We start from the raw sequence: 20,008 nt of genomic DNA, 5'->3' as shown, positions 1-20,008 counted from the left end.
GGGCAGTTCAACCTGTGGGAGACGCCGGAGGCACGACGGCAGCGATCTGGCGCGAAGCGGCAGCAAAATCTGTGCATGGGGTGTGTCTGGAAGAACCGAGCAGGGCGCTCGCCCGCGACAGCGGACAAGCGCCACTCGGTCATGTGTTACGACGCAATCAACTGCCGCAGTACGTAGTGCAGAATCCCCCCGGCCTTGAAGTATTCGACTTCGTTCAGGGTATCGATCCGACACAGCACGTCGACGTTTTCTTGCTGGCCGTTTTCCCGGGTGATCTGCAGGGTCAGGCTCATGCCCGGTTGCAGCGTCGCGCCGGTCAGGCCGGTGATGTTGAGGACTTCCTTGCCGGTCAATTCCAGGGTCTTGCGGCTCTGACCGTTCTTGAATTGCAGCGGCAAGACGCCCATGCCCACGAGGTTCGAGCGGTGGATACGTTCGAAGCTCTCGGCGATGACCGCTTTCACGCCCAGCAGGTTGGTGCCTTTGGCGGCCCAGTCACGGCTGGAACCGGTGCCGTATTCCTGACCGGCGATGACCACGAGCGGCGTGCCTTCCTTTTGATAACGCATGGCGGCGTCGTAGATCGGCAGTTTCTCGTCGGTCGGCACGTGCAGGGTGTAGCCGCCTTCTTCGTTGCCAAGCATTTCGTTGCGGATGCGGATGTTGGCGAACGTGCCGCGCATCATCACTTCGTGGTTGCCGCGACGGGAGCCATAGGAGTTGAAGTCTTTTGGCTCCACGCCCTTGCTGCGCAGGTAGCGGCCGGCCGGGCTGTCGGCCTTGATGTTACCGGCAGGCGAGATGTGGTCGGTGGTCACCGAGTCGCCCAGGATCGCCAGCACGCGGGCCTTTTGCACATCAGCGATCACCGGCAATGGGCCCGCCACGTCGTCGAAAAACGGCGGATGCTGGATGTAGGTCGAATCGTCCTGCCACACGTAAGTCGCGGCCTGTGGCACTTCGATGGCTTGCCACTGCGCGTCACCGGCGAAGACCTCGGCGTATTCCTTGTGGAACATGCCGGTGCTGACGTTCAGCACGGCGTCGGCAATTTCTTTTTGCGTCGGCCAGATGTCGCGCAGGTACACGGGCTGGCCGTCGCTGCCTTCGCCCAGTGGTTCGCTGCTCAGGTCCACGCGCACGCTACCGGCCAGCGCATAAGCGACGACGAGGGGCGGGGAGGCCAGCCAATTGGTTTTCACCAGCGGGTGCACGCGGCCTTCGAAGTTGCGGTTGCCCGACAGCACCGACGCCACGGTCAGGTCCGATTGTTGAATGGCCTTTTCAATCGGATCGCGCAGCGGCCCGGAGTTACCGATACAGGTGGTGCAGCCATAGCCCACGAGGTCGAAGCCGAGTTTGTCGAGGTACTCGGTCAGGCCCGCCGCCTTGTAGTAATCGGTCACGACCTTGGAGCCGGGGGCCAGCGAGGTTTTCACCCACGGTTTGCGTTGCAGGCCTTTTTCCACGGCTTTTTTCGCCAGAAGGCCCGCCGCCATCATCACGCTCGGGTTCGAGGTGTTGGTGCACGAGGTGATGGCCGCGATGACCACCGCGCCGTTTTTCAGGCGATAGCGGTTGCCTTCATATTCATACTCGGCTTCGCCCACCTGCTCGGCGTTGCCCACGGCCACGCCACCGCCGCCTTCGCTTTCCAGACGGCTTTCATCGTGTTTGCTGGGTTTGAGCGCCAGGCCGAGAAAGTCGTCGAATGCCTGGGAAACGTCCGGCAGTGCGACGCGATCCTGCGGACGTTTCGGCCCGGCCAGGCTGGCAACGACCGAACCCATGTCCAGCTCCAGTGCATCGGTGAACACCGGCTCTTTGCCGGGCAGACGCCACAATCCCTGGGCTTTGGCGTACGCCTCGACCAACGCCACCGTTTCATCTGGACGGCCCGACAGGCGCAGGTAGTCCAGCGTCACGTCGTCCACCGGGAAGAACCCGCAGGTGGCGCCGTATTCCGGGGCCATGTTGGCGATGGTGGCGCGGTCGGCGAGGGGCAGGTCAGCCAAACCATCGCCGTAGAACTCGACGAATTTTCCGACGACGCCTTTCTTGCGCAGCATCTGCGTCACGGTCAGCACCAGATCGGTGGCGGTGATGCCTTCTTTCAGCTTGCCGGTGAGCTTGAAGCCGATCACTTCCGGGATCAGCATTGACACCGGCTGGCCCAGCATCGCGGCCTCGGCTTCGATCCCGCCGACGCCCCAGCCCAACACGCCGAGGCCGTTGATCATGGTGGTGTGGGAATCGGTACCGACCAGCGTATCCGGGAAGGCGTACGTTCTGCCGTCTTCTTCCTTGGTCCACACGGTGCGGCCCAGGTATTCAAGGTTGACCTGGTGGCAGATGCCGGTGCCGGGCGGTACGACGCTGAAGTTGTCGAACGCGCTCTGGCCCCAGCGCAGGAAGGCGTAGCGCTCGCCGTTGCGCTCCATTTCGATGTCGACGTTTTCGCTGAACGCTTGTTGATCGCCGAACTTGTCCACCATCACCGAGTGGTCGATCACGAGGTCCACGGGGGACAGCGGGTTGATGCGCTGGGGATCGCCGCCCGCCTTGGCCACGGCGGCGCGCATGGCGGCCAGGTCAACCACGGCGGGCACGCCGGTGAAGTCCTGCATCAGCACGCGGGCAGGGCGGTATTGAATCTCGCGGTCGGATTTGCGCTCGGTCAGCCAGGCGGCAAGGGATTTCAGGTCGTCGCCGGTGACGGTTTTGTTGTCTTCCCAGCGCAGCAGGTTTTCCAGCAACACCTTGAGCGACATAGGCAGTCGGTCGAGGTCGCCGAGGGTCTTGGCGGCGTCGGGCAGGCTGAAGTAGTGGTAGGTCTTGTTGCCGACGTCGAGTGTCTTGAGGCTTTTCAGGCTATCGAGGGAGGGCATGACTAACTCCTTGACGGGTCCGCACGGCGCGGACGGGCGTATCACACAAAACGGTAAGACGATGGGTTTGAGCCCTCTGCATGGCGGCTTTAAACGGTCATTGAGTAGTACTGGACCTTTGGCGTGGGCCAGTGGTTCCTGATTCCGCTATCATGCGCGGCTTTCGAGTCACTGAGGTGAAATCGCCTCAAGTATAGGACGCGTGGGCCGTTTGCCCGGCGCGTCATGGAGAATTCCGTGAACACCCTTTTCATGCATTGCCGTCCCGGTTTCGAAGGCGAGGTCTGCTCGGAAATCAGCGAGCACGCCGCGCAGCTCGGCGTGTCCGGTTATGCCAAGGCCAAGCCCAATGCGGCCTGCGCCGAGTTCGTCTGCACCGAAGCGGATGGCGCCAAGCGCCTGATGGGTGGCGTGCGTTTCACCGACCTGATTTTCCCTCGCCAGTGGGCGCGCGGGGTGTTCGTCGAGCTGCCGGAAACCGACCGCATCAGCGTCATCCTGCAGCACATGGCGGATTTCGCGACCTGCGGCAGCCTGTGGCTGGAAGTGGTCGACACCAACGACGGCAAGGAACTCTCGACGTTCTGCCGCAAGTTCGAAGGCCCGCTGCGCAAGGCGCTTGAGAAGGCGGGCAAGCTGGTGGACAACGCCAGCCTGCCGCGTTTGTTGCTGACCTTCAAAAGTGGTCGCGAGGTGTTTCTGGGCCTGGCCGATGCTCACAATTCGGCGATGTGGCCCATGGGCATTCCGCGTCTGAAGTTCCCCCGCGAGGCGCCGAGCCGTTCGACGCTGAAGCTGGAAGAGGCGTGGCATCACTTCATCCCGCGCGATCAGTGGGACGAGCGTCTATCAGGCGACATGACCGGCGTGGACCTCGGCGCGGCGCCGGGAGGCTGGACCTATCAACTGGTGAAGCGCGGCATGTTGGTGACCGCCATCGACAATGGCCCGATGGCCGAAAGCCTGATGGACACCGGGCTGGTGCAGCACTTGATGGCCGACGGCTTTACCTACAAACCGCGTCAGACCGTCGACTGGATGGTGTGCGACATCGTCGAAAAGCCTGCACGAAATGCTGCGTTGCTGGAAACCTGGCTCGGTGAGGGGTTGTGCCGTGAGGCCGTGGTGAACCTCAAGCTGCCGATGAAGCAGCGCTATGCCGAGGTCAAGCGCCTGCTGGAACGCATCGAGGAAGGCTTCAAGGCGCGGGGCGTCAAGGTATCGATCGGCTGCAAGCAGCTGTACCACGACCGCGAGGAAGTGACCTGTCATTTGCGGCGGTTGGATATGAAGCGCAAAGGGTGATGGTCGGGCTGGCGGTTATCCTGACGGACCGTGGCACCTGATTTTGCCGCCGCTACGCGACGGATCGTAGGCAAGCCAACTCCTACGCCTTCGGCAGAAGCGAGTCCTTGCGCGATCTGGGCTTTTGATTCTGCCCGGAGGGCGTAGGAGTTGGCTTGCCTACGATCTGACGCGTAGCGGCAGCAAGACCTGGCGCCTCAATGCATCAGGCTCTACGCAGGTTTGTGGCATGTCGAGATGAGCAGTATATTGCCCACCAAGCCCTATGGGGGAGCGATCCAGTGCACAAGGAACATTCGCAACGCGCGTCGGTGCTGCAGCACGTCAGCCTCAATGTTCGACGTTTGCGGCACGAGGCGGCATTGAGCCAGACCACGTTGGCGGAAAAATCCGGGGTCAGTCGGCGCATGCTCGTGGCGATCGAGGCAGGGGAGAAGAACGTCAGTCTGGCCACGCTGGACCGCGTTGCGGAGGCGCTGGAGGTGGCATTCAGTGATCTGATCCAGGCGCCTGAAGAGCGCGATCCGAGCCGCATCAATGAGGTGGCGTGGGCAGGCGCGCTCCCGGAGAGCAAGGCGGTGTTGCTGGCCAAGGCGTCGGCGCGGCATGGCGTGGAGCTGTGGGAGTTCTCGCTAGCGCCCGGCGAGGCGTACGCCTCCGAGGCTGACCCCAAGGGCTGGAGCGAGCAGGTCTATGTGATCGAAGGCTGCCTGACCGTTGCATTTCCGGACAACACCCGACAGATCGCGGCGGGGGAGTTTTTCATGTTCGCCAGCGACCGGCCCCATGCCTACCGCAATGATGGGCGCGTGGCGCTGCGCTTTGTGCGCAATGTGGTGTCGTGAGCGTTTGGAGGAATGACCGCGCGTCACCTGTGGGAGCGAATTCATTCGCGAAAAAGGGGACTGACGATAGAGATGCATTGTCTGACAGACCATTGCGAATGAATTCGCTCCCACAGTTTTGAACCGCGGTGTTGCCGAGGGTTGGGGTCACACACTCGATGTTGGTCAGGCAACAGCCCTTCAGCACGTTGCCCGCTTTCCCATCAGCAAATTCCCGATATCCCGGCACGCGCCGTGCCTTGCATCCTTCGTACCGAAACGGGCCGACCATCGTCCTGTTTGAATCCCTCCGCAGGCTCGCCATAATCGGGCAGGCGCGCCACTGTGGCGAAGACAAGGCAAAAACAATGACCTCACAACACAATCGACCTGACGCCGACATCCTGATCATCGGCGGCGGCCTCAGCGGCACGATGCTCGCGGTGCAGCTGCTGCGCCTGCCGGGACAGCGGCGGATCGTGATCGTCGAATCCCGCAGCGAACTGGGCCGGGGCGAGGCCTACAGCGCCACCGAATTGGGCCACACCCTCAACGGCAACGCTGCGCGCATGAGCGTCGACCCCGACGACGCGGATGACCTGACCCGTTGGCTGGGCGAGTTCATTGCGTCGGGCGGCTGGCCAGAGTCTGATCAGCAGCACGTGCCGCTCGCCGAGCTGTTTCCGCCTCGCGGTATTTTTGGACTGTACGTGCAGCAGCGACTGGCCGAGGCACAGGCGAAAGGCGCGCAGCATGGTTCGAGTGTCGAACATGTGCGAGGTGAGGTCGTGGATGTGCAATCCGAAGCGTCCGGCATTCGTCTCGCGTTGGCTGACGGCACTGAGGTGAATGGCCGCTTCGCCGTTCTGGCGACGGGGATGTTCGCCGCCGCGCGCACGCCGCAAACCGACTCCAACGCCCTGAATGCTGCGGCCGTGGACCCATGGGACGTTGCCGCGATGCGTCAGCTTGATTCTCAAGGCCGGGTGCTGATCATCGGCTCGGGCCTGACCATGGTCGATGCGGTGGTGTCGCTGGAACAGGCCGGGCATCGCGGCCCCATTGACGTGTTTTCCCGGCATGGTTTGCTGCCGCACGTGCGCCGCCAGCCGCCTGCCTGGCCGGATTTTCTCGGCGCTGACCACAGCCTTCGCAGCCCCCGGCAACTGGTGCGCGCGTTGCGTGAGCAATGTGAGCAGGCCATCGCCCAAGGCATTGACTGGCAGGCGCCGCTGGACACCGTTCGGGTGCACATCCCGCGGTTGTGGAGTCAGGCGACTGACGTGCAGCGGCGACAGTTCGTACGTCATGTCCGCCCTTGGTGGGAAAGCCATCACCACCGCTCGCCACCGCCCAGCGCGGCTTTGTTGGAGCGGCTGGTGCAGGAGGGCCGTCTGAACATTCATGCGGCCTCGTTGCAAGACGTGCAGGATCGCGAGTCGGGTCAGGTGCGCATCAGCGTGCGCTATCGCGGCGAGGATCAACCCACCGAGGTGCGCGGGGCGGCGTTGATTAATTCGACGGGTATTCAATACGACTGGCGCCGCGTGGACCGAGCCCTGCCTCGCCAATTGCTGGCGCGGGGGCTGATTCAACCGGGACCGCTGGCGCTGGGCATCGCCTCCGATCCGGGCGGCGCGGTGCTGGACGCCGAAGGGCGCGTGTCGTCTCGACTGTTCGCCATGGGCCCGCCTCTGCGCGGGATGTGGTGGGAAAGCACGGCGGTGACCGACGTGGCGTTGCAGGCGAAAGCGCTGGCGGCGCGGTTGGCGGAGCGTTCTGAACGCTGACGCGAGGCGCCTGCGGCCAGAATCAACGCCTGACAGCGTATCAACGCCAAGATTGTGTCGACCCCGACACACTTTCGGCCCCCCATCCTAAAGGGCTATCCGAAAGAGCCGACAGCGTGGGATGGAACCGGTGAAACCGTGTGGGTTTTCCACGTGGTCGCAGGGCAGCCAGGGCTATGGAGGCGTTCTTTTCATGATGAGCTTGAGTTTCCGCAACCCGGCGGACGCGGCGTTGCTTGTGCAGCAGGCGACCGCTAAAAGTCAGCAAACCACTGAGGATTCAACTGACATACCCAGCGCGGCCGAGCAAATGCGCAAAAGCGTCGAGGTGCTGTTGTCGCCCGAAGCGCAGAAGGCGGCGAAAACCGGTGACAAGGACGCGGACATCGACGCCTCTAACCTGCCGGACCGGATCAAGGATCAGCTCAAGATGATCCGTTCGATACAGGCGCGCATCGCGCAAAAGATGAAGGACATGCAGGCCTTCATGAGTGATCACTCGCTGTCGCCAAAAGCACGCGAAGGCAAGATTCGTCAGTTGCAGATGGAGATCATGGCCATGTCCAACTCGTTGATCCAGGCCACGAACGAGCTGAACCAGTCGATGCAGCAAATGCACCTCTCGGTCGACGACCGGGTGCTGGCGGCCACCTTGGTGGGGCCGCAGCACGTTCAGTCCTGATCCAGAAGTCGAGGACCGGCGCCATCTTCGCCCAAGGTATCGCCCCGGTTGCGCAACGGGCAGGCCTCCATCGACAGGCAGCCGCAGCCGATGCAGCCGTTGAGCTGGTCGCGCAGGGCCGTAAGGCGATGGATGCGCTCGTCGAGGTCGGCCTTCCAGCATTCCGACAGCCGGTTCCAGTCATCAAGGTTGGGCGGACGGTCCTGTGGCAGGGTGTCGAAGGCGGCCTGAATGGTCGCCAGCGGAATGCCCAGCCGCTGCGCTGTCTTGATCAGCGCCACCCGGCGCAGCACGTCCCGTGAGTAGCGGCGCTGATTGCCCGCATTGCGCTGGCTGCAGATCAGCCCTTTGGTTTCGTAGAAGCGCAGGGCGGTGACGGCGACACCGCTGCGGGCCGACAATTGGCCGACGGTCAGTTCTCGGGGCAGATGCTGAGACACGGTAGGGCGCATGGATTCCTTCAATGGCCCGTTGATCAACAGGCAAAAGATGCTTGACCTCTAGTTAAGTGGAGGTTTTACCCTTCGCAGCCTGCATTAACAACTGGCAGCGCCTGCCACACCGTCGCCCCTGACAATACGACGCAAGAAACGTAGTTCACGCGAAACCTCAATGCTGCACTTTGTTCTGCGACATCCGTTCATCTGTGGAGAGCGTTCATGACGTCACAAGACTCAAACCTTCCGTTCAGTCAGTTCGTCGAGTTCACGGTAGATCCCCGATACCAGGCCGGTCTGGTGGCGGACCTGAATGAGCGCTTCGAGCGCTTCACCCGTACGTACCCCGGTTTCATCCGCGCCAGTGTCCACGTCAGCGAAGACCAGGGGCGAGTCCTGAGCCATGTGCTGTGGCAGTCCAAATCCGCCTGTGAACAGGCGTTCCGCAATGCCGAGCAGGGGGAAGGGGATCTGTGGGGATTGATTCGCAGGCACCGGACGACGGCGATGGCGTTCAACGCCTACGAAATGGTGGGAGAAATCACAAGGTCGCGTTGAATGTCTGCCGTTTCGCAGCCGTGGCAGTGTCAGGAGGAGCAGGAATCGTCAGCCCGCTGCCGGACCTGTGGGAGACGCCGGAGGCACGACGGCAGCGATGGCGTCCGTTCACACCCCGCAGGACGTTGATTCATACCGACAACTGCACCATCCGGTCGCCTTGCACCTGCTCGCCCGGTCGACGCTTGTTCACGGCCAACTCGCCGATTTTGATCAGCCGCGCCCGGATGACGTTGCGGCTCAAGCCCAACAGTTGCGCGGTGTGCACCTGGTTGTAGTGGCTGAAGCGATAAGCCGCCCGCAACAGCGCATCTTCGACTTTCTCGTGCAGCGCGCCTGCCTGCTCTTCGAACAACTTTTGAAACGCCCGGGCCAACAGCGCGTCGGTGGAGTCGTCGATAGCGGGTAATGCGTCGTCCTGACGCTCCAGACGCAGGTTCGACAGGCGCAGGTCGCTGGCCTGGACCACGCCGTTGCGGCAAATCAGCAGCGTGTGATGAATGACGTTTTCCAGCTCGCGGATGTTGCCCGGCCAGCTGTAAGTGCGCAGCTTGTGCTCGGCGTCGCTGCTGATCTGGATCGGGCCGCAACCCAGGCGCTGGCTGTAAACCTCAATGAAATGACGGGTCAGCGGCATGATGTCGCCAGGGCGCTCACGCAGGGTGCTCAGCTCCAGGTTGACCACGTTCAGGCGGTAGAACAGGTCTTCGCGGAAGTGCCCGGCGTTGATCGCACGCTCCAGCTGTACGTTGGTGGCCGCCAGCACGCGGACGTTGATCGGCGTGCTTTTGCGCGAACCCAGGCGCACCACTTCACGCTCCTGCAACACGCGCAGCAGCTTCACCTGAATGGCCATCGGCAGGTCGCCGATTTCGTCGAGGAACAGCGTCCCGCCGTTGGCCTCTTCGAACCAGCCGGCCTTGGCGGTCAGCGCGCCGGTGAACGCGCCTTTTTCGTGGCCAAACAGCTCGGCCTCGACCAGCGATTCGGAGAACGCCCCGCAGTTCACGGCCACGAACGGCTGATGGCGGCGGTCGCTGAGGTTGTGGATGTGACGGGCGACCAACTCCTTGCCGGTGCCGGTTTCGCCGATGATCAGCACGCTGGCATCACTGGGCGCGACCTGTTGCACGTGGGCCAGCAACGCCTGGGATTTCGGGTCTTCGAACACCTGCGCGGTGGCGCGGATGGAGGTCGCCAGGGCTGGGGAGGGCGGTAAGGTCAGTAGCTGCATGGGGATCACTTGTGGTTGAAACGGAATGCTGGCGGTCATGTGGGGGAACTCCGTGTACGAATGCCGCCGAATACCTTGTGGGAGCTTGCGGAGGTTACGACGGCCGCGAAAGCGGTGTGTCAGGCGATACATCCAACCCTGACCCGACGCAGTCGCTGCCGTCGTAACCTCCGGCGTCTCCCACAGGTCATGCGGTGAACGGGTTACTTCTGCGGTGGCAAATCGTTGGCGATCATCTCGCCGAACGGGCCGGTCAGGTTGGTGATGCCGCGACCGGCCAGGCTGCGGTACGGTTCAGGCAGCAGCGGGAACACCAGCTCGGCGAAGCGGTAGGCTTCTTCCAGGTGTGGGTAGCCGGAGAAGATGAAGCTCTCGATCCCCAGGTCCGCGTATTCCTTGATCCGTGCCGCGACTTCTTCGGGGTTGCCGACCAGCGCTGTGCCTGCACCGCCACGCACCAGGCCGACACCGGCCCACAGGTTCGGGGCGATTTCCAGGTTGTCGCGTCGTCCGTCGTGCAGCGCGGCCATGCGGCGCTGGCCTTCGGAGTCGAAGCGCGAGAAGGATTTCTGCGCAGCGGCGATGGTCTCGTCGCTGATGTGCTCGATCAGGGTGTTGGCGGCTTTCCATGCCTCCTCGCTGGTCTCGCGCACGATCACGTGCAGACGGATGCCGAACTTCACGGTGCGGCCATTGCGGGCGGCGCGTTCGCGGATGTCAGCCAGTTTTCCGGCGACGGCGGCAGGCGGCTCGCCCCACGTCAGGTACACGTCCACCTGCTCGGCGGCCAGCTCGTGGGCGGCTTCCGAAGAACCGCCGAAATACAGCGGCGGGTAGGGTTTCTGGATCGGCGGGTACAGCGCCTTGGCGTTCTGCACCTTGAGGTGTTTGCCTTCGAAGTCGACGGCTTCGCCTTGCAGCACGCGACGCCAGATTTTCAGGAATTCGTCGGTGACTTCGTAACGTTCGCTGTGATCGAGGAAACTGCCGTCGCCACGGTTTTCGTCAGGGTCGCCACCGGTCACGACGTTGATCAGCAGGCGCCCACCGGACAGGCGGTCCAGGGTCGCGGCCATGCGCGCGGAGACGGTCGGGGAGATGATGCCCGGACGGATCGCCACGAGATAACGCAGGCGTTCGGTCAGCGGCACCAGCGCCGAGGCGATCACCCAGGAGTCTTCGCAGGAACGGCCGGTCGGGATCAACACACCGTGGTAGCCCAGGTCGTCAGCGGCCTGGGCCACTTGCTTCAGATAATTGAGCGTGACCGGGCGCGCGCCCTTGGTGGTGCCCAGAAAATGGCCGTCGCCGTGTGTCGGTAGAAACCAGAAAACATCCATGAGAAATCCTTCGAGCGGGAATCGGTGGCTTTTGGAATAAGTGCGCTAGTTATAGAGGTTGTGATTTATTCCGTAAAAGAACTGAATTCCATATTTTTAGAACGTTCGGAGATATGTCCGGTTTTACGTTTTGAAACGTATGAGCGGCGCAGGATGTTATTCTCTCGCCCTGCACAGGCCGCTGTAGGAGTGAGCTTGCTCGCGATGGGGGCCGGCCAGTTCGTGATTGACACGACGCCATCGCGAGCAAACTCACTCCTACAGGACGTATGTGAGGCTCAGATAGCACCCATACCGTGAAAATCGATTGACCAGAAAAAAGAAGCCGCATGACCTCAAAAAAAGAAGTGGCGCCGTTGCCCGAAGACCTTCGGGTGTTTCTCACTGTGATCCGCAAGGCTGGCTTCGCGGCCGCCGCCGATGAACTCGGGCTGTCGCCTGCGTACGTCAGCAAGCGCATCCAGATCCTCGAATCGACCCTGGCCACGCGCCTGTTGCACCGCACCAGCCGCAAGGTCGCGCTGACCGAAGACGGCGAGCGCGTGCAACGCTGGGCGGTGCGAATTCTCGAAGATTTTCAGTTGCTGCACGACGAGTTGTCCGACGCCCATTCGGCGCCACGGGGCAAGCTGCATTTGTGCAGTTCGTTCGGTTTTGGCCGCAATCACGTCGCTCCGGCGATCTCGAAACTGGCCGAGGCGTACCCCGATCTGGAGGTGCGGCTGGACCTGTTCGACCGGGTGGTGGATATCGTCAGCGAGGGTTTCGATCTGGAGATCCGCGTGGGCGATGACATCCCCGGTCAGCACATCGGTCGCCAATTGGTGAGTAACCGACGGGTACTGTGCGCGGCGCCGGATTACCTGGCGCGTCGGGGCACGCCGCAGCAATTGGTGGACCTGGAACAGCACGACTGCCTGGTGATCAAGGAGCGCGACAACGCGTTTGGCATCTGGCATGTCGAGCGTGACGGCGTGCGGGAGAGCGTGCGGGTCAGCGGGCCGCTGTCGTCCAACAGCGGCGAGATCGTCCTGCAATGGGCGCTGGACGGGCGCGGGGTGTTGCAGCGTTCGCTGTGGGACGTCAAACCCTTTCTGGAGCAGGGGCGGCTGGTGCAGGTGCTCCCGGAATACACCGAAAGCGCCAACGTCTGGGCGGTGTACCCCACGCGGCTGGCCAATTCAGGGAAATTGCGGGTGTGCGTGGAGTTTCTGCAGGCGCATTTTCAGGGGTTGTCGTTGTAGGCATCCCCTTCGCAGCGATGCAGGACTGCTGCTGGCCGCAGGTCGTAGGAGCCGGCTTGCTGGCGAATGCGGTGTGTCATTTAACGCATCAATGTCTGTCAGGACGCATTCGCCAGCAAGCCGGCTCCTACAGTTGGTGAGCGTGTCGTAAGCACTACGTCACGGTCACGAGAGCCACGGATTCTCTGCCAGATGCTTTTGCTGAAACGCGAGAATCTGCTCGCGTTTTTGCAGCGTGCTGCCAATGGCATCCAGCCCCAGCAGCAGGGCGTTTTTGCGCAGTTCGTCGATGTTGAACGGTATGACGCGTCCGTCTTGCAGGCGAATTTCCTGTGCGGGCAGGTCCACTTCGATCTGCACGCTGTCGGGCTGGCTGATCACCTTGCCCAAGGCCTGAACTTGCGCCTCGTCCAGCACGATGGTCAGCACGCCGTTGCGCTGGCAGTTGTCGTAGAAAATCCCGGCAAAGCTGCTGCCGATCAGCGCCTGAATCCCCATTTGCTTGAGGCCCCAGACCGCGTGCTCACGGCTAGACCCGCAGCCGAAGTTCGGCCCGGTGACGAGGAATTTCGCGCCTTGCCAGCCCGGCTGATTGAGGATGAAGTCCGGGTTCGGCTCGCCCGAGGGAAGAAAGCGCAGGTCGAAGAACAGGCCGCGATCCAGCCCGGCGCGGTCAATGCCCTTGAGGAACTGCTTGGGCATGATCACGTCAGTGTCCGTGTTGGCCGCCAGCATCGGCGCGGCCTTGCCGGTGACTTGGGTGAAAGGCTGCATCTCAGAAACTCCCTTGCAGGCTGCGAACGTCGGTCAGGTGACCGGTGATGGCAGCGGCGGCCACCATGGCCGGGCTCATCAAGTGGGTGCGGGCACCGGCGCCCTGACGGCCTTCGAAATTGCGGTTGGTGCTGGACGCGCAGCGGTCGCCGGGGGCGAGCACGTCGTCGTTCATTGCCAGGCACATCGAGCAGCCGGACTGGCGCCACTCAAAACCGGCATCGCGGAAAACCGACGCCAACCCCTCGGCTTCGGCCTGATCACGCACGGCCGTAGAGCCCGGGACGATCATCGCCCGCACATGCTCGGCCACGTGTTTGCCGCGCACGACCTTGGCAGCGTCACGCAGGTCTTCGATGCGCGCATTGGTGCAGGAGCCGATAAAGGCGTGGCTGATGACGATATCGCTCAGCGGCATGCCCGCTTCCAGGCCCATGTAGGTGAGGGCGCGGCGCATGTCCTGGCGCAGGATCGGGTCGGCGATGCTTTCAGGGTCGGGAACGCTGCCGTTGATGGCCGCTGCCTGATCCGGGCTGGTACCCCACGTGACCATGGGCTGCAGGTCGCGGGCGTCGAGTTGGACTTCGCGGTCGAATACCGCGCCCGGGTCGCTGTGCAAGCCTTTCCATTTGGCGACGGCCTGATCCCACAGATCGCCTTTTGGAGCGCGGGGTTTGTCCTTGAGGTAAGCAAAGACTTTCTCGTCCGGGGCCATGAACGCGCCTCGTGCGCCAGCTTCGACGGCCATATTGCAGATGGTCATGCGCGCTTCGACGCTCAGTGCCGCGATGGTCGAACCGGTGAATTCGATGGCGTAGCCGGTGGCGCCCGACGCGCCGATCTTGCCGATCAGGGCCATGATCACGTCTTTTGAAGTCAGCCCGCTGGACAGATCGCCTTCGACCGTCACGCGCATGCTTTTCAGGCGTTTGTAGACCAGCGTCTGAGAGGCCAGCAAGTGTTCGATTTCCGAGGTACCGATGCCGAAGCCGAACGCGCCCAAGGCCCCGTAAGTGGTGGTGTGACTGTCGCCCGCGGCGATGACCATGCCCGGCAGGATGAAGCCCTGTTCGGGGGCGATCACGTGTTCGATGCCCTGGCGTTTATCGAGGACGTCGAACAGTTCGATGCCGAATTTTTCGCAGTTGTCAGCGAGATAAGAGACTTGCAACGCGCCACCCGGATCGGCCATGGCGGCGACACGCTGTGGGGCGGTGGGGTTGACATGATCGACCACGGCCAGCGCGGTCTCCGGGCGCCAGACCTCACGCCCGGCTTCGCGCAGACCGCTGAACGCCTGCGGGCTGGTGTATTCGTTGATCACCTGACGGTCGATGTAGAGCAAGACATGGCCCTGATCGTCGAGGGTGCACACGGTGTGCGAGTCGATGTGTTTGTCGTACAGCGTTCTTGTTTGAGTCATGGGGAGGCTCGCTTGGAAGAGATCACGGCCAGACAGGCTGTAGTCAACATCTTAGGCAGGCGGGGAGGGGCATCAATGGCCGAAGGGTGAGGGCATGGGACATGGATCGTGTTTGATGGTGGGCGATGCTGACGGAGCAGGTATTTCCTGTAGGAGCGCGCTTGCCCGCGATGGTGTCGTGTCAGTCAACCCCGCTGCGTCTGAAACACCGCCAAGGCCGTAGATACCGTCTTGCCCATCACCGGGCAAGCGCAATTTCTGCGTCGAACGGCTTGCCCGATTTCAGCACGCCATAGACCAGATGCAGCAGCTTTCGCATTGCTGCACAGATGATCTCTTTTGGGGCTTTCCCATTGGCGCGCATCCGGGTCTTTAGCTCTCGCAACACCGCGTTGTGCTTTAGGCCAGCCATGCCTGGCATGTAAAGCCCGGCGCGCAGCCTTTTCGAGCCGGTTTTGGATATATGGGTCGGGCCTACCGACTCTCCCGAGCTAGCACAACGTGGGTCCAGGCCCGCAAAGGCAACGATAGATTTGGGGCCCTTGTAATCCAATGGGTCGCCGAGTTCGGCCAGGATCAGCGCTGCGGTCGTATCCCCCAGCCCGTCGATGGTCACGATCAGATCGCGCTTCTGGCGCAGGTCAGGATCGTCGTCAATATTGTCTTTGATCGCTTTCCTGGTCTCGTCGATCTGTTGCTTGACGTGGCTGATCACCGACTCGATCGACGCTTTGACCTTGTCTTCGGCGACATCCAGACGATTGCTTTCCATCTGCTGAATTTCCTGCAAATCTTCCAGTCGACGCACCAACGCGCGCAAGCGCCGACGTGGCGCGGGCTCCGGCACCCACTCGCGCAGTCTGGTGTGCTTGTCTTGCGCATAGCGGGCGATCAGCTTTGCATCGGCCTTGTCGGTTTTGACCCGGCGCAGCTCATCCTTGCCGTACTGGTGGAGGATCGCAGGGTTGACGATGCACACCCGGTATCCGTGAGCGTGAAGGCAATCAGCAACGCCCTGGTGGTAGACGCTGGTGGCTTCCATCACGACCCAGGCATGGGGCTCGGAGTGGGTGGTAAGCCAGTCGAGCAGCACCTGATAACCCTTGGGATTATTGGCCAGCCTGGCTTTGGTCCTGAACTTCCCGTTATCCAGCGGGGTGGCGATATCAAATGAGTTTTTGGCGATATCGATGCCAACAAAAGCAGACATGGCGCTCTCCAGAGTCGATTGCACACGATCATCGCGTCACCCGGTCCTGCCTTGTACATGCGTGCTCACGCCGAAGGCGCGCACTGGATACCGTTCGGACTTTTCGAGTGAGGTTGGAGAACCGGAGCTCTATCTACTTTGTAAGCTCTGAGGCCTTAGGAGCTGAACAGCTTCCCGGCTCTCCCTCGATGATCAGTCGAGAACTATGGCGCGATGAAACGCCAGAGTCGAGATACAAGGAGCTGGCTTGCCTGCGATCTGGCGCGAAGCGGCAGCAAAACCTGAATGCACGATTTATCTGACACACCGAGGTGCCCGGGTTTGCGGCTGCTGCGCAGCCGATCGCAGGCAAGCCAGCTCCTACGGCCTGCGGCCAGAATCAAACGCGGGAACGGTTGTTTGCGGCACGCAAAAAAAAAGGCGCCGAAGCGCCTGTGAAGGAGAGCACGTGAAGCGCTGCGAATCAGAATATCTGGGTGAAGAACCAGTACAGGCCGCCCGACAGCAGGATCGCCGCTGGCAGGGTCAGGACCCAGGCCATGGCGAGGTTGCGCAGGGTGCGCATTTGCAGGCCTGAACCGTTGGCGACCATGCTGCCCGCCACGCCGGACGACAGCACGTGAGTGGTCGAGACCGGCAGGCCGTACATGTCAGCCGCACCGATGGTGACCATGGCCACGACTTCCGCTGAAGCGCCCTGGGCGTAGGTCATGTGGGTCTTGCCGATTTTTTCGCCGACGGTCACCACGATGCGCTTCCAGCCGACCATGGTGCCCAGGCCCAGCGCGATGGCGACGGCGATCTTGACCCACAGCGGGATGAAGCGGGTGGCGGTGTCGATCTGCTGCTTGAACAGGTCCACCTTGCCCTGAGTGTCGGCGTCGAAATTGCCGACCTTGCCCTTGTCCATCAAGCGAATGGCTTCGGAGGTCAGGTACATGTCGTTACGCACGTTGGCGGTGGCTTCGGCCGGGACTTTGGAGAGCGAGCCGTAGCTGGCGACCTGATCACCGATCTTGCCGGCCATCACCGCCAGCGCAGGCACCAGCTCAGGCGTCGGCTGCTTGTCGCGGATGTAGGTGGAGAGTGTCTGGCGCGAGTCCGCAGGGGCCGGCGCTGGCGCCGTCTTGCTCAGGGCCTGTTGGGTGACTTGCGCCACCGCCGCGAATTGCAGCGACTGATCGGCAGGCATCGCACGGTTCAGCGCGTAGGCCATCGGCAGGGTGCCGACCAGAATCAGCATGATCAGGCCCATGCCTTTCTGACCGTCGTTGGAGCCGTGGGCGAAGGACACGCCGGTGCAGGTCAGGATCAGCAGGCCGCGAATCCAGATCGGTGGTGGGGTGTTGCCTTCCGGTGCCTTGTACAGCGCGCGGTTCTTCACGAACATGCGCAGGGCCATCAGCAGCAGCGCCGCGCAGGTGAAGCCCACCAGCGGCGACAGCAGCAGCGAGTAACCGATCTTGGTGGCTTGGGTCCAGTCCACACCGCTGGTGCCATCACGACCGTGCATCAGCGCGTTCGCCACGCCCACGCCGATGATCGAACCGATCAGCGTGTGCGACGAGGACGCTGGCAGGCCCAGCCACCAGGTGCCGAGGTTCCACAGGATGGCGGCGATCAGCAGGGCGAAGATCATGGCGTAGCCTGCGGAGGAGCCGACTTGCAGAATCAGTTCTACCGGCAACAGGGCAATGATGCCGAACGCCACCGCACCGCTGGAAAACAGCACACCGAGGAAGTTGAACAGCCCCGACCAGACCACCGCCACGTTCGGCGGCAGGGAGTGGGTGTAGATCACGGTCGCCACCGCGTTGGCGGTGTCGTGGAAACCGTTGACGAATTCGAAACCCAGAGCGATCAACAGCGCAACGCCAAGCAACAGGAACGGGGTCCAGGTCGTCACGACCGTGCCCAGATCGTCCATGTCCGACTTCAGGCTGAAGGCCGTGTACAGCAGGCCCAGACCGAGTACGGCGAAGAAGATCACCATCGTCAGAACACCGGGCTTGCGCCCGAATTGAGAACTCAGCCCTGCGCCTTTCAAGGAGCCTTGAGCCAGTGTGGGGGTCGCCATGATTCACAATCCTGTTGAGATGGGATGTTACCCATGATCATTACAAAATGTGACAGAGATACGACGCAGGTCAGTCATGTGGCGGATTTGTTGCGCTAAGGGATGGATGGCATTAAAAATTTCAGGCGGCGCGTTCAGCGTGGGAGCGGCTTGCTGGCTCCCGCGCCTCTGGCAGAAGCGGGTGAGCGCATGCCTCTGACTTTGCTCAATAATCCCGGCTCTTACGAAACGCCCAACGCCCCGCCACGAACGTGAACGTCGCCACCAGCGCCACCAGAATCCAGAACCCATGAGGATCGGTGGCCAGGGGAATGCCGCCGACGTTCATGCCGAAAAAGCCGGCGACGATGTTGATCGGCAGCGCCAGCACGGTCACGACGGTCAGGGTGAACAGCGTGCGGCTGCTCTGTTCGTTGAGGTTGGCGGCGATTTCTTCCTGCAGCAGCTTGATCCGCTCGCCTAGCGCGGTGAGGTCACTGATCACCAGGGCTGATTCTTCGGTGGATTGACGCAATTCCTGCAAGTCCTCTTCCAGCAGCCACTGCGGCGGGCGGTGCAGTAGGCGCATCAGCGAGCCCGGCTCCAACGCCAGCAGCCGCTGCAGGCGTACCAGCACCCGCCGCATCGCGCCCAGTTCGCTGCGGTTATTGCTCAGCCGCTGCGACAGCAACTGGTCTTCGATCTTGTCGACACTGATGCTGGTCTTGCGCATGAACTGCGCCAGCACGTCGCTTTGATCGCGCAGCAGGTGGGCGAGCAATTCGAGCGGGGAGCGAAACGTTTCGCCGTGTTTGACCGACGAGCGCAGCTTGTCCACCGAACGCAACGGCTGATGCCGCGCCGAGATCATCAGGTTGCTGCGCACACAGACCCACAGCGTGGCGATGTCGGTGGAGACGCGGTTGAAGTCGAAGACCACGTCGTTGACCACCGCCAGCAGGGCCGAGTCCACATGCTCGATGCGCGTCGAGCGGGAGCCTTCGTGCAGCGCTTCGAGGAATTCGTCCGGCAGCTCCAGATTGGTTTTCAGCCAGCGTTCGCAACTGGCGTGGGCCAGGTTCAAGTGCAGCCAGATGAATTCGTTTTCGTCGGTCGGGTTGCGCAGGGACTCCAGCGCCGTTGCCGCGTCGATTTCTCGGGCGGACTCATCGGGACGAAAGCGGAATCCATACAGCAGACCGAAAATGTCGGAGTCCTGATGACGGGCAATGGTGTGATTCATGGAGGCTCGCAGGCGAGAGGGGCCGCTGAAGGCAGAAGATCTAAAGCGGCATCATCGCAAGCGGTTTTGACAGTTTTGTGACTGTTTGTATCGTTTCATGTTTGGGTGGCAGCGGGAGGTTCAGACCATTCCCAAACGCTGTTTGCGGATCGGCGCGGGCCATGAGGTGTCGATCAACAGCTCGTCCTCCAGCGTCAGCTCGATGCTTGCCGCTTCTGCGTTCAATTGCAGGTGGTGCGGGTCGACCGCTTTAGGGATGGCGATCACGCCGTCCTGTCGCAGCACCCACGCGAGGCTTATTTGCGCCGGAGTGACGCCTTGGCGCTGGGCGACTTCGAGGATGGCCGGGTTCATCAGCAGGTTGCCGGCCTGGCCGATGGGGCAGTAGGCCATGAGCGGCATGCTGGCGGTTTCCATCCACGGGATCAGGTCGTACTCGATGCCGCGCTCTTCGGGGTTGTAGAGCACCTGATTGGTGGCGCAGCGTGGGTCATTGAGTTCCAGCAAGTCCGACACGTCGAAATTGGACACGCCCCAACGGCCGATTTTTCCCTCTTCGCGCAGCCGCTCGAAGGCTTCGACGGTTTCATCGAGGGGGTACGAGCCTGGCCAGTGCAGCAGATAGAGGTCGATGAAATCGGTGTTCATCCGTTTCAGGCTGCGCTCGCACGCGGCGGGGATGCCCTTGCGGCTGGCGTTGTGGGGATAGACTTTGCTCACCAGCGTGACCTGATCGCGTTTGCCCGCGATGGCTTGACCCACCACTTCTTCCGCGCCGCCTTCGCCGTACATCTCGGCGGTGTCGATCAGCGTCAGCCCGAGGTCGATGCCCCGTTGCAGGGCCTTTACTTCGTCTTGCCGCTGATGCCGATCCTCCCCCATGCGCCACGTGCCCTGACCGATGACGGGAACGGTTTTGTCTGCCAGTTGGAGCATGCGCATGGGGTGCCTCCTGCCGAATGGGGTATAGAGAAGTCAGGCAGTGTAGGCGGGTAAGGGT

16 protein-coding genes are annotated in these 20,008 nt (G+C 62.2%); 6 read left to right on the top strand and 10 right to left on the bottom strand.

Annotated features, from left to right (window positions below; genetic code table 11):
- Positions 1 to 146: 146 nt before the first annotated feature.
- Positions 147 to 2,888, bottom strand: a complete 2,742-nt coding sequence (gene acnA / locus AAEO81_RS21050) for an aconitate hydratase AcnA (protein ID WP_341958872.1) — start codon at positions 2,886 to 2,888, stop codon at positions 147 to 149.
- Positions 2,889 to 3,125: 237 nt separating this feature from the next.
- Here acnA and rlmM point away from each other — a divergent pair, with 237 nt between their 5' ends.
- From rlmM to AAEO81_RS21030, 4 genes are all read left to right on the top strand, one after another.
- On the top strand, positions 3,126 to 4,193 hold the full coding sequence (rlmM, locus tag AAEO81_RS21045) for a 23S rRNA (cytidine(2498)-2'-O)-methyltransferase RlmM (protein ID WP_166598477.1): 1,068 nt from the start codon (positions 3,126 to 3,128) through the stop codon (positions 4,191 to 4,193).
- Positions 4,194 to 4,474: 281 nt separating this feature from the next.
- Positions 4,475 to 5,038, top strand: coding sequence for an XRE family transcriptional regulator (locus AAEO81_RS21040; RefSeq protein WP_341958871.1), 564 nt, complete (start codon positions 4,475 to 4,477; stop codon positions 5,036 to 5,038).
- Between the two features lie 347 nt (positions 5,039 to 5,385).
- The gene (locus tag AAEO81_RS21035; protein WP_341958870.1) at positions 5,386 to 6,807 is read left to right on the top strand and encodes an FAD/NAD(P)-binding protein; all 1,422 of its coding nucleotides are present in this window, start codon (positions 5,386 to 5,388) and stop codon (positions 6,805 to 6,807) included.
- Between the two features lie 193 nt (positions 6,808 to 7,000).
- Positions 7,001 to 7,489 carry a hypothetical protein gene (locus AAEO81_RS21030; protein WP_341958869.1) on the top strand — a complete coding sequence of 163 codons (489 nt, stop codon included), beginning with the start codon at positions 7,001 to 7,003 and terminating at the stop codon, positions 7,487 to 7,489.
- Here AAEO81_RS21030 and soxR read toward each other — a convergent pair.
- Positions 7,480 to 7,941 (bottom strand): redox-sensitive transcriptional activator SoxR, encoded by a 462-nt coding sequence (gene soxR, locus AAEO81_RS21025; protein ID WP_341958868.1) that lies wholly within the window; start codon positions 7,939 to 7,941, stop codon positions 7,480 to 7,482. The genes AAEO81_RS21030 and soxR overlap by 10 nt on opposite strands.
- 207 nt (positions 7,942 to 8,148) lie before the next feature.
- On the opposite strand from soxR, the gene AAEO81_RS21020 reads away from it, so the two are divergent.
- Positions 8,149 to 8,484, top strand: a complete 336-nt coding sequence (locus AAEO81_RS21020; RefSeq protein ID WP_341958867.1) for an antibiotic biosynthesis monooxygenase — start codon at positions 8,149 to 8,151, stop codon at positions 8,482 to 8,484.
- A gap of 130 nt (positions 8,485 to 8,614) precedes the next feature.
- Here the strand turns inward: AAEO81_RS21020 and AAEO81_RS21015 are convergent, their stop codons facing one another.
- Entirely contained in the window at positions 8,615 to 9,718 is a 1,104-nt protein-coding gene (locus AAEO81_RS21015) for a sigma-54 dependent transcriptional regulator (protein ID WP_341964587.1), read from the bottom strand.
- Positions 9,719 to 9,921: 203 nt separating this feature from the next.
- Positions 9,922 to 11,058, bottom strand: a complete 1,137-nt coding sequence (gene ssuD / locus AAEO81_RS21010) for an FMNH2-dependent alkanesulfonate monooxygenase (protein ID WP_166598483.1) — start codon at positions 11,056 to 11,058, stop codon at positions 9,922 to 9,924.
- A gap of 329 nt (positions 11,059 to 11,387) precedes the next feature.
- Between ssuD and AAEO81_RS21005 the strand changes: the two genes are divergently transcribed.
- Positions 11,388 to 12,302 (top strand): LysR substrate-binding domain-containing protein, encoded by a 915-nt coding sequence (locus tag AAEO81_RS21005; RefSeq protein ID WP_341958866.1) that lies wholly within the window; start codon positions 11,388 to 11,390, stop codon positions 12,300 to 12,302.
- 165 nt (positions 12,303 to 12,467) lie between these two features.
- On the opposite strand, the gene leuD is transcribed toward AAEO81_RS21005, so the two are convergent.
- The 6 genes from leuD to AAEO81_RS20975 form a co-directional block, all read right to left on the bottom strand.
- Positions 12,468 to 13,076 carry a 3-isopropylmalate dehydratase small subunit gene (leuD, locus tag AAEO81_RS21000; protein ID WP_341958865.1) on the bottom strand — a complete coding sequence of 203 codons (609 nt, stop codon included), beginning with the start codon at positions 13,074 to 13,076 and terminating at the stop codon, positions 12,468 to 12,470.
- A 1-nt stretch (position 13,077) separates the two neighbouring features.
- Complete coding sequence (leuC, locus tag AAEO81_RS20995; protein ID WP_341958864.1) at positions 13,078 to 14,499, bottom strand: 3-isopropylmalate dehydratase large subunit; 1,422 nt, start codon at positions 14,497 to 14,499, stop codon at positions 13,078 to 13,080.
- A 238-nt stretch (positions 14,500 to 14,737) separates the two neighbouring features.
- Positions 14,738 to 15,709, bottom strand: a complete 972-nt coding sequence (locus AAEO81_RS20990) for an IS110 family transposase (protein ID WP_341958838.1) — start codon at positions 15,707 to 15,709, stop codon at positions 14,738 to 14,740.
- 463 nt (positions 15,710 to 16,172) lie between these two features.
- Positions 16,173 to 17,786, bottom strand: coding sequence for an inorganic phosphate transporter (locus AAEO81_RS20985; RefSeq protein WP_166598487.1), 1,614 nt, complete (start codon positions 17,784 to 17,786; stop codon positions 16,173 to 16,175).
- A gap of 205 nt (positions 17,787 to 17,991) precedes the next feature.
- On the bottom strand, positions 17,992 to 19,008 hold the full coding sequence (locus AAEO81_RS20980) for a transporter (RefSeq protein WP_341958863.1): 1,017 nt from the start codon (positions 19,006 to 19,008) through the stop codon (positions 17,992 to 17,994).
- A gap of 120 nt (positions 19,009 to 19,128) precedes the next feature.
- Complete coding sequence (locus tag AAEO81_RS20975) at positions 19,129 to 19,950, bottom strand: aldo/keto reductase (RefSeq protein WP_341958862.1); 822 nt, start codon at positions 19,948 to 19,950, stop codon at positions 19,129 to 19,131.
- Positions 19,951 to 20,008: the final 58 nt, after the last annotated feature.

The sequence above is a fragment of the Pseudomonas sp. RC10 genome (assembly GCF_038397775.1).
Classification (GTDB): domain Bacteria; phylum Pseudomonadota; class Gammaproteobacteria; order Pseudomonadales; family Pseudomonadaceae; genus Aquipseudomonas; species Aquipseudomonas bambusae.
This window is presented reverse-complemented; position numbering and strand designations above follow the sequence as displayed.

What these genes read in the sequence shown, in the direction of transcription:
- acnA (WP_341958872.1), bottom strand. Translation starts at nt 2,888, where the DNA reads ATGCCCTCCCTCGATAGCCTGAAAAGCCTCAAGACACTCGACGTCGGC.
- AAEO81_RS21035 (WP_341958870.1), top strand. Translation starts at nt 5,386, where the DNA reads ATGACCTCACAACACAATCGACCTGACGCCGACATCCTGATCATCGGC.
- AAEO81_RS21030 (WP_341958869.1), top strand. Translation starts at nt 7,001, where the DNA reads ATGATGAGCTTGAGTTTCCGCAACCCGGCGGACGCGGCGTTGCTTGTG.
- soxR (WP_341958868.1), bottom strand. Translation starts at nt 7,941, where the DNA reads ATGCGCCCTACCGTGTCTCAGCATCTGCCCCGAGAACTGACCGTCGGC.
- AAEO81_RS21020 (WP_341958867.1), top strand. Translation starts at nt 8,149, where the DNA reads ATGACGTCACAAGACTCAAACCTTCCGTTCAGTCAGTTCGTCGAGTTC.
- AAEO81_RS21015 (WP_341964587.1), bottom strand. Translation starts at nt 9,718, where the DNA reads ATGCAGCTACTGACCTTACCGCCCTCCCCAGCCCTGGCGACCTCCATC.
- ssuD (WP_166598483.1), bottom strand. Translation starts at nt 11,058, where the DNA reads ATGGATGTTTTCTGGTTTCTACCGACACACGGCGACGGCCATTTTCTG.
- AAEO81_RS21005 (WP_341958866.1), top strand. Translation starts at nt 11,388, where the DNA reads ATGACCTCAAAAAAAGAAGTGGCGCCGTTGCCCGAAGACCTTCGGGTG.
- leuD (WP_341958865.1), bottom strand. Translation starts at nt 13,076, where the DNA reads ATGCAGCCTTTCACCCAAGTCACCGGCAAGGCCGCGCCGATGCTGGCG.
- leuC (WP_341958864.1), bottom strand. Translation starts at nt 14,499, where the DNA reads ATGACTCAAACAAGAACGCTGTACGACAAACACATCGACTCGCACACC.
- AAEO81_RS20990 (WP_341958838.1), bottom strand. Translation starts at nt 15,709, where the DNA reads ATGTCTGCTTTTGTTGGCATCGATATCGCCAAAAACTCATTTGATATC.
- AAEO81_RS20985 (WP_166598487.1), bottom strand. Translation starts at nt 17,786, where the DNA reads ATGGCGACCCCCACACTGGCTCAAGGCTCCTTGAAAGGCGCAGGGCTG.
- AAEO81_RS20980 (WP_341958863.1), bottom strand. Translation starts at nt 19,008, where the DNA reads ATGAATCACACCATTGCCCGTCATCAGGACTCCGACATTTTCGGTCTG.
- AAEO81_RS20975 (WP_341958862.1), bottom strand. Translation starts at nt 19,950, where the DNA reads ATGCGCATGCTCCAACTGGCAGACAAAACCGTTCCCGTCATCGGTCAG.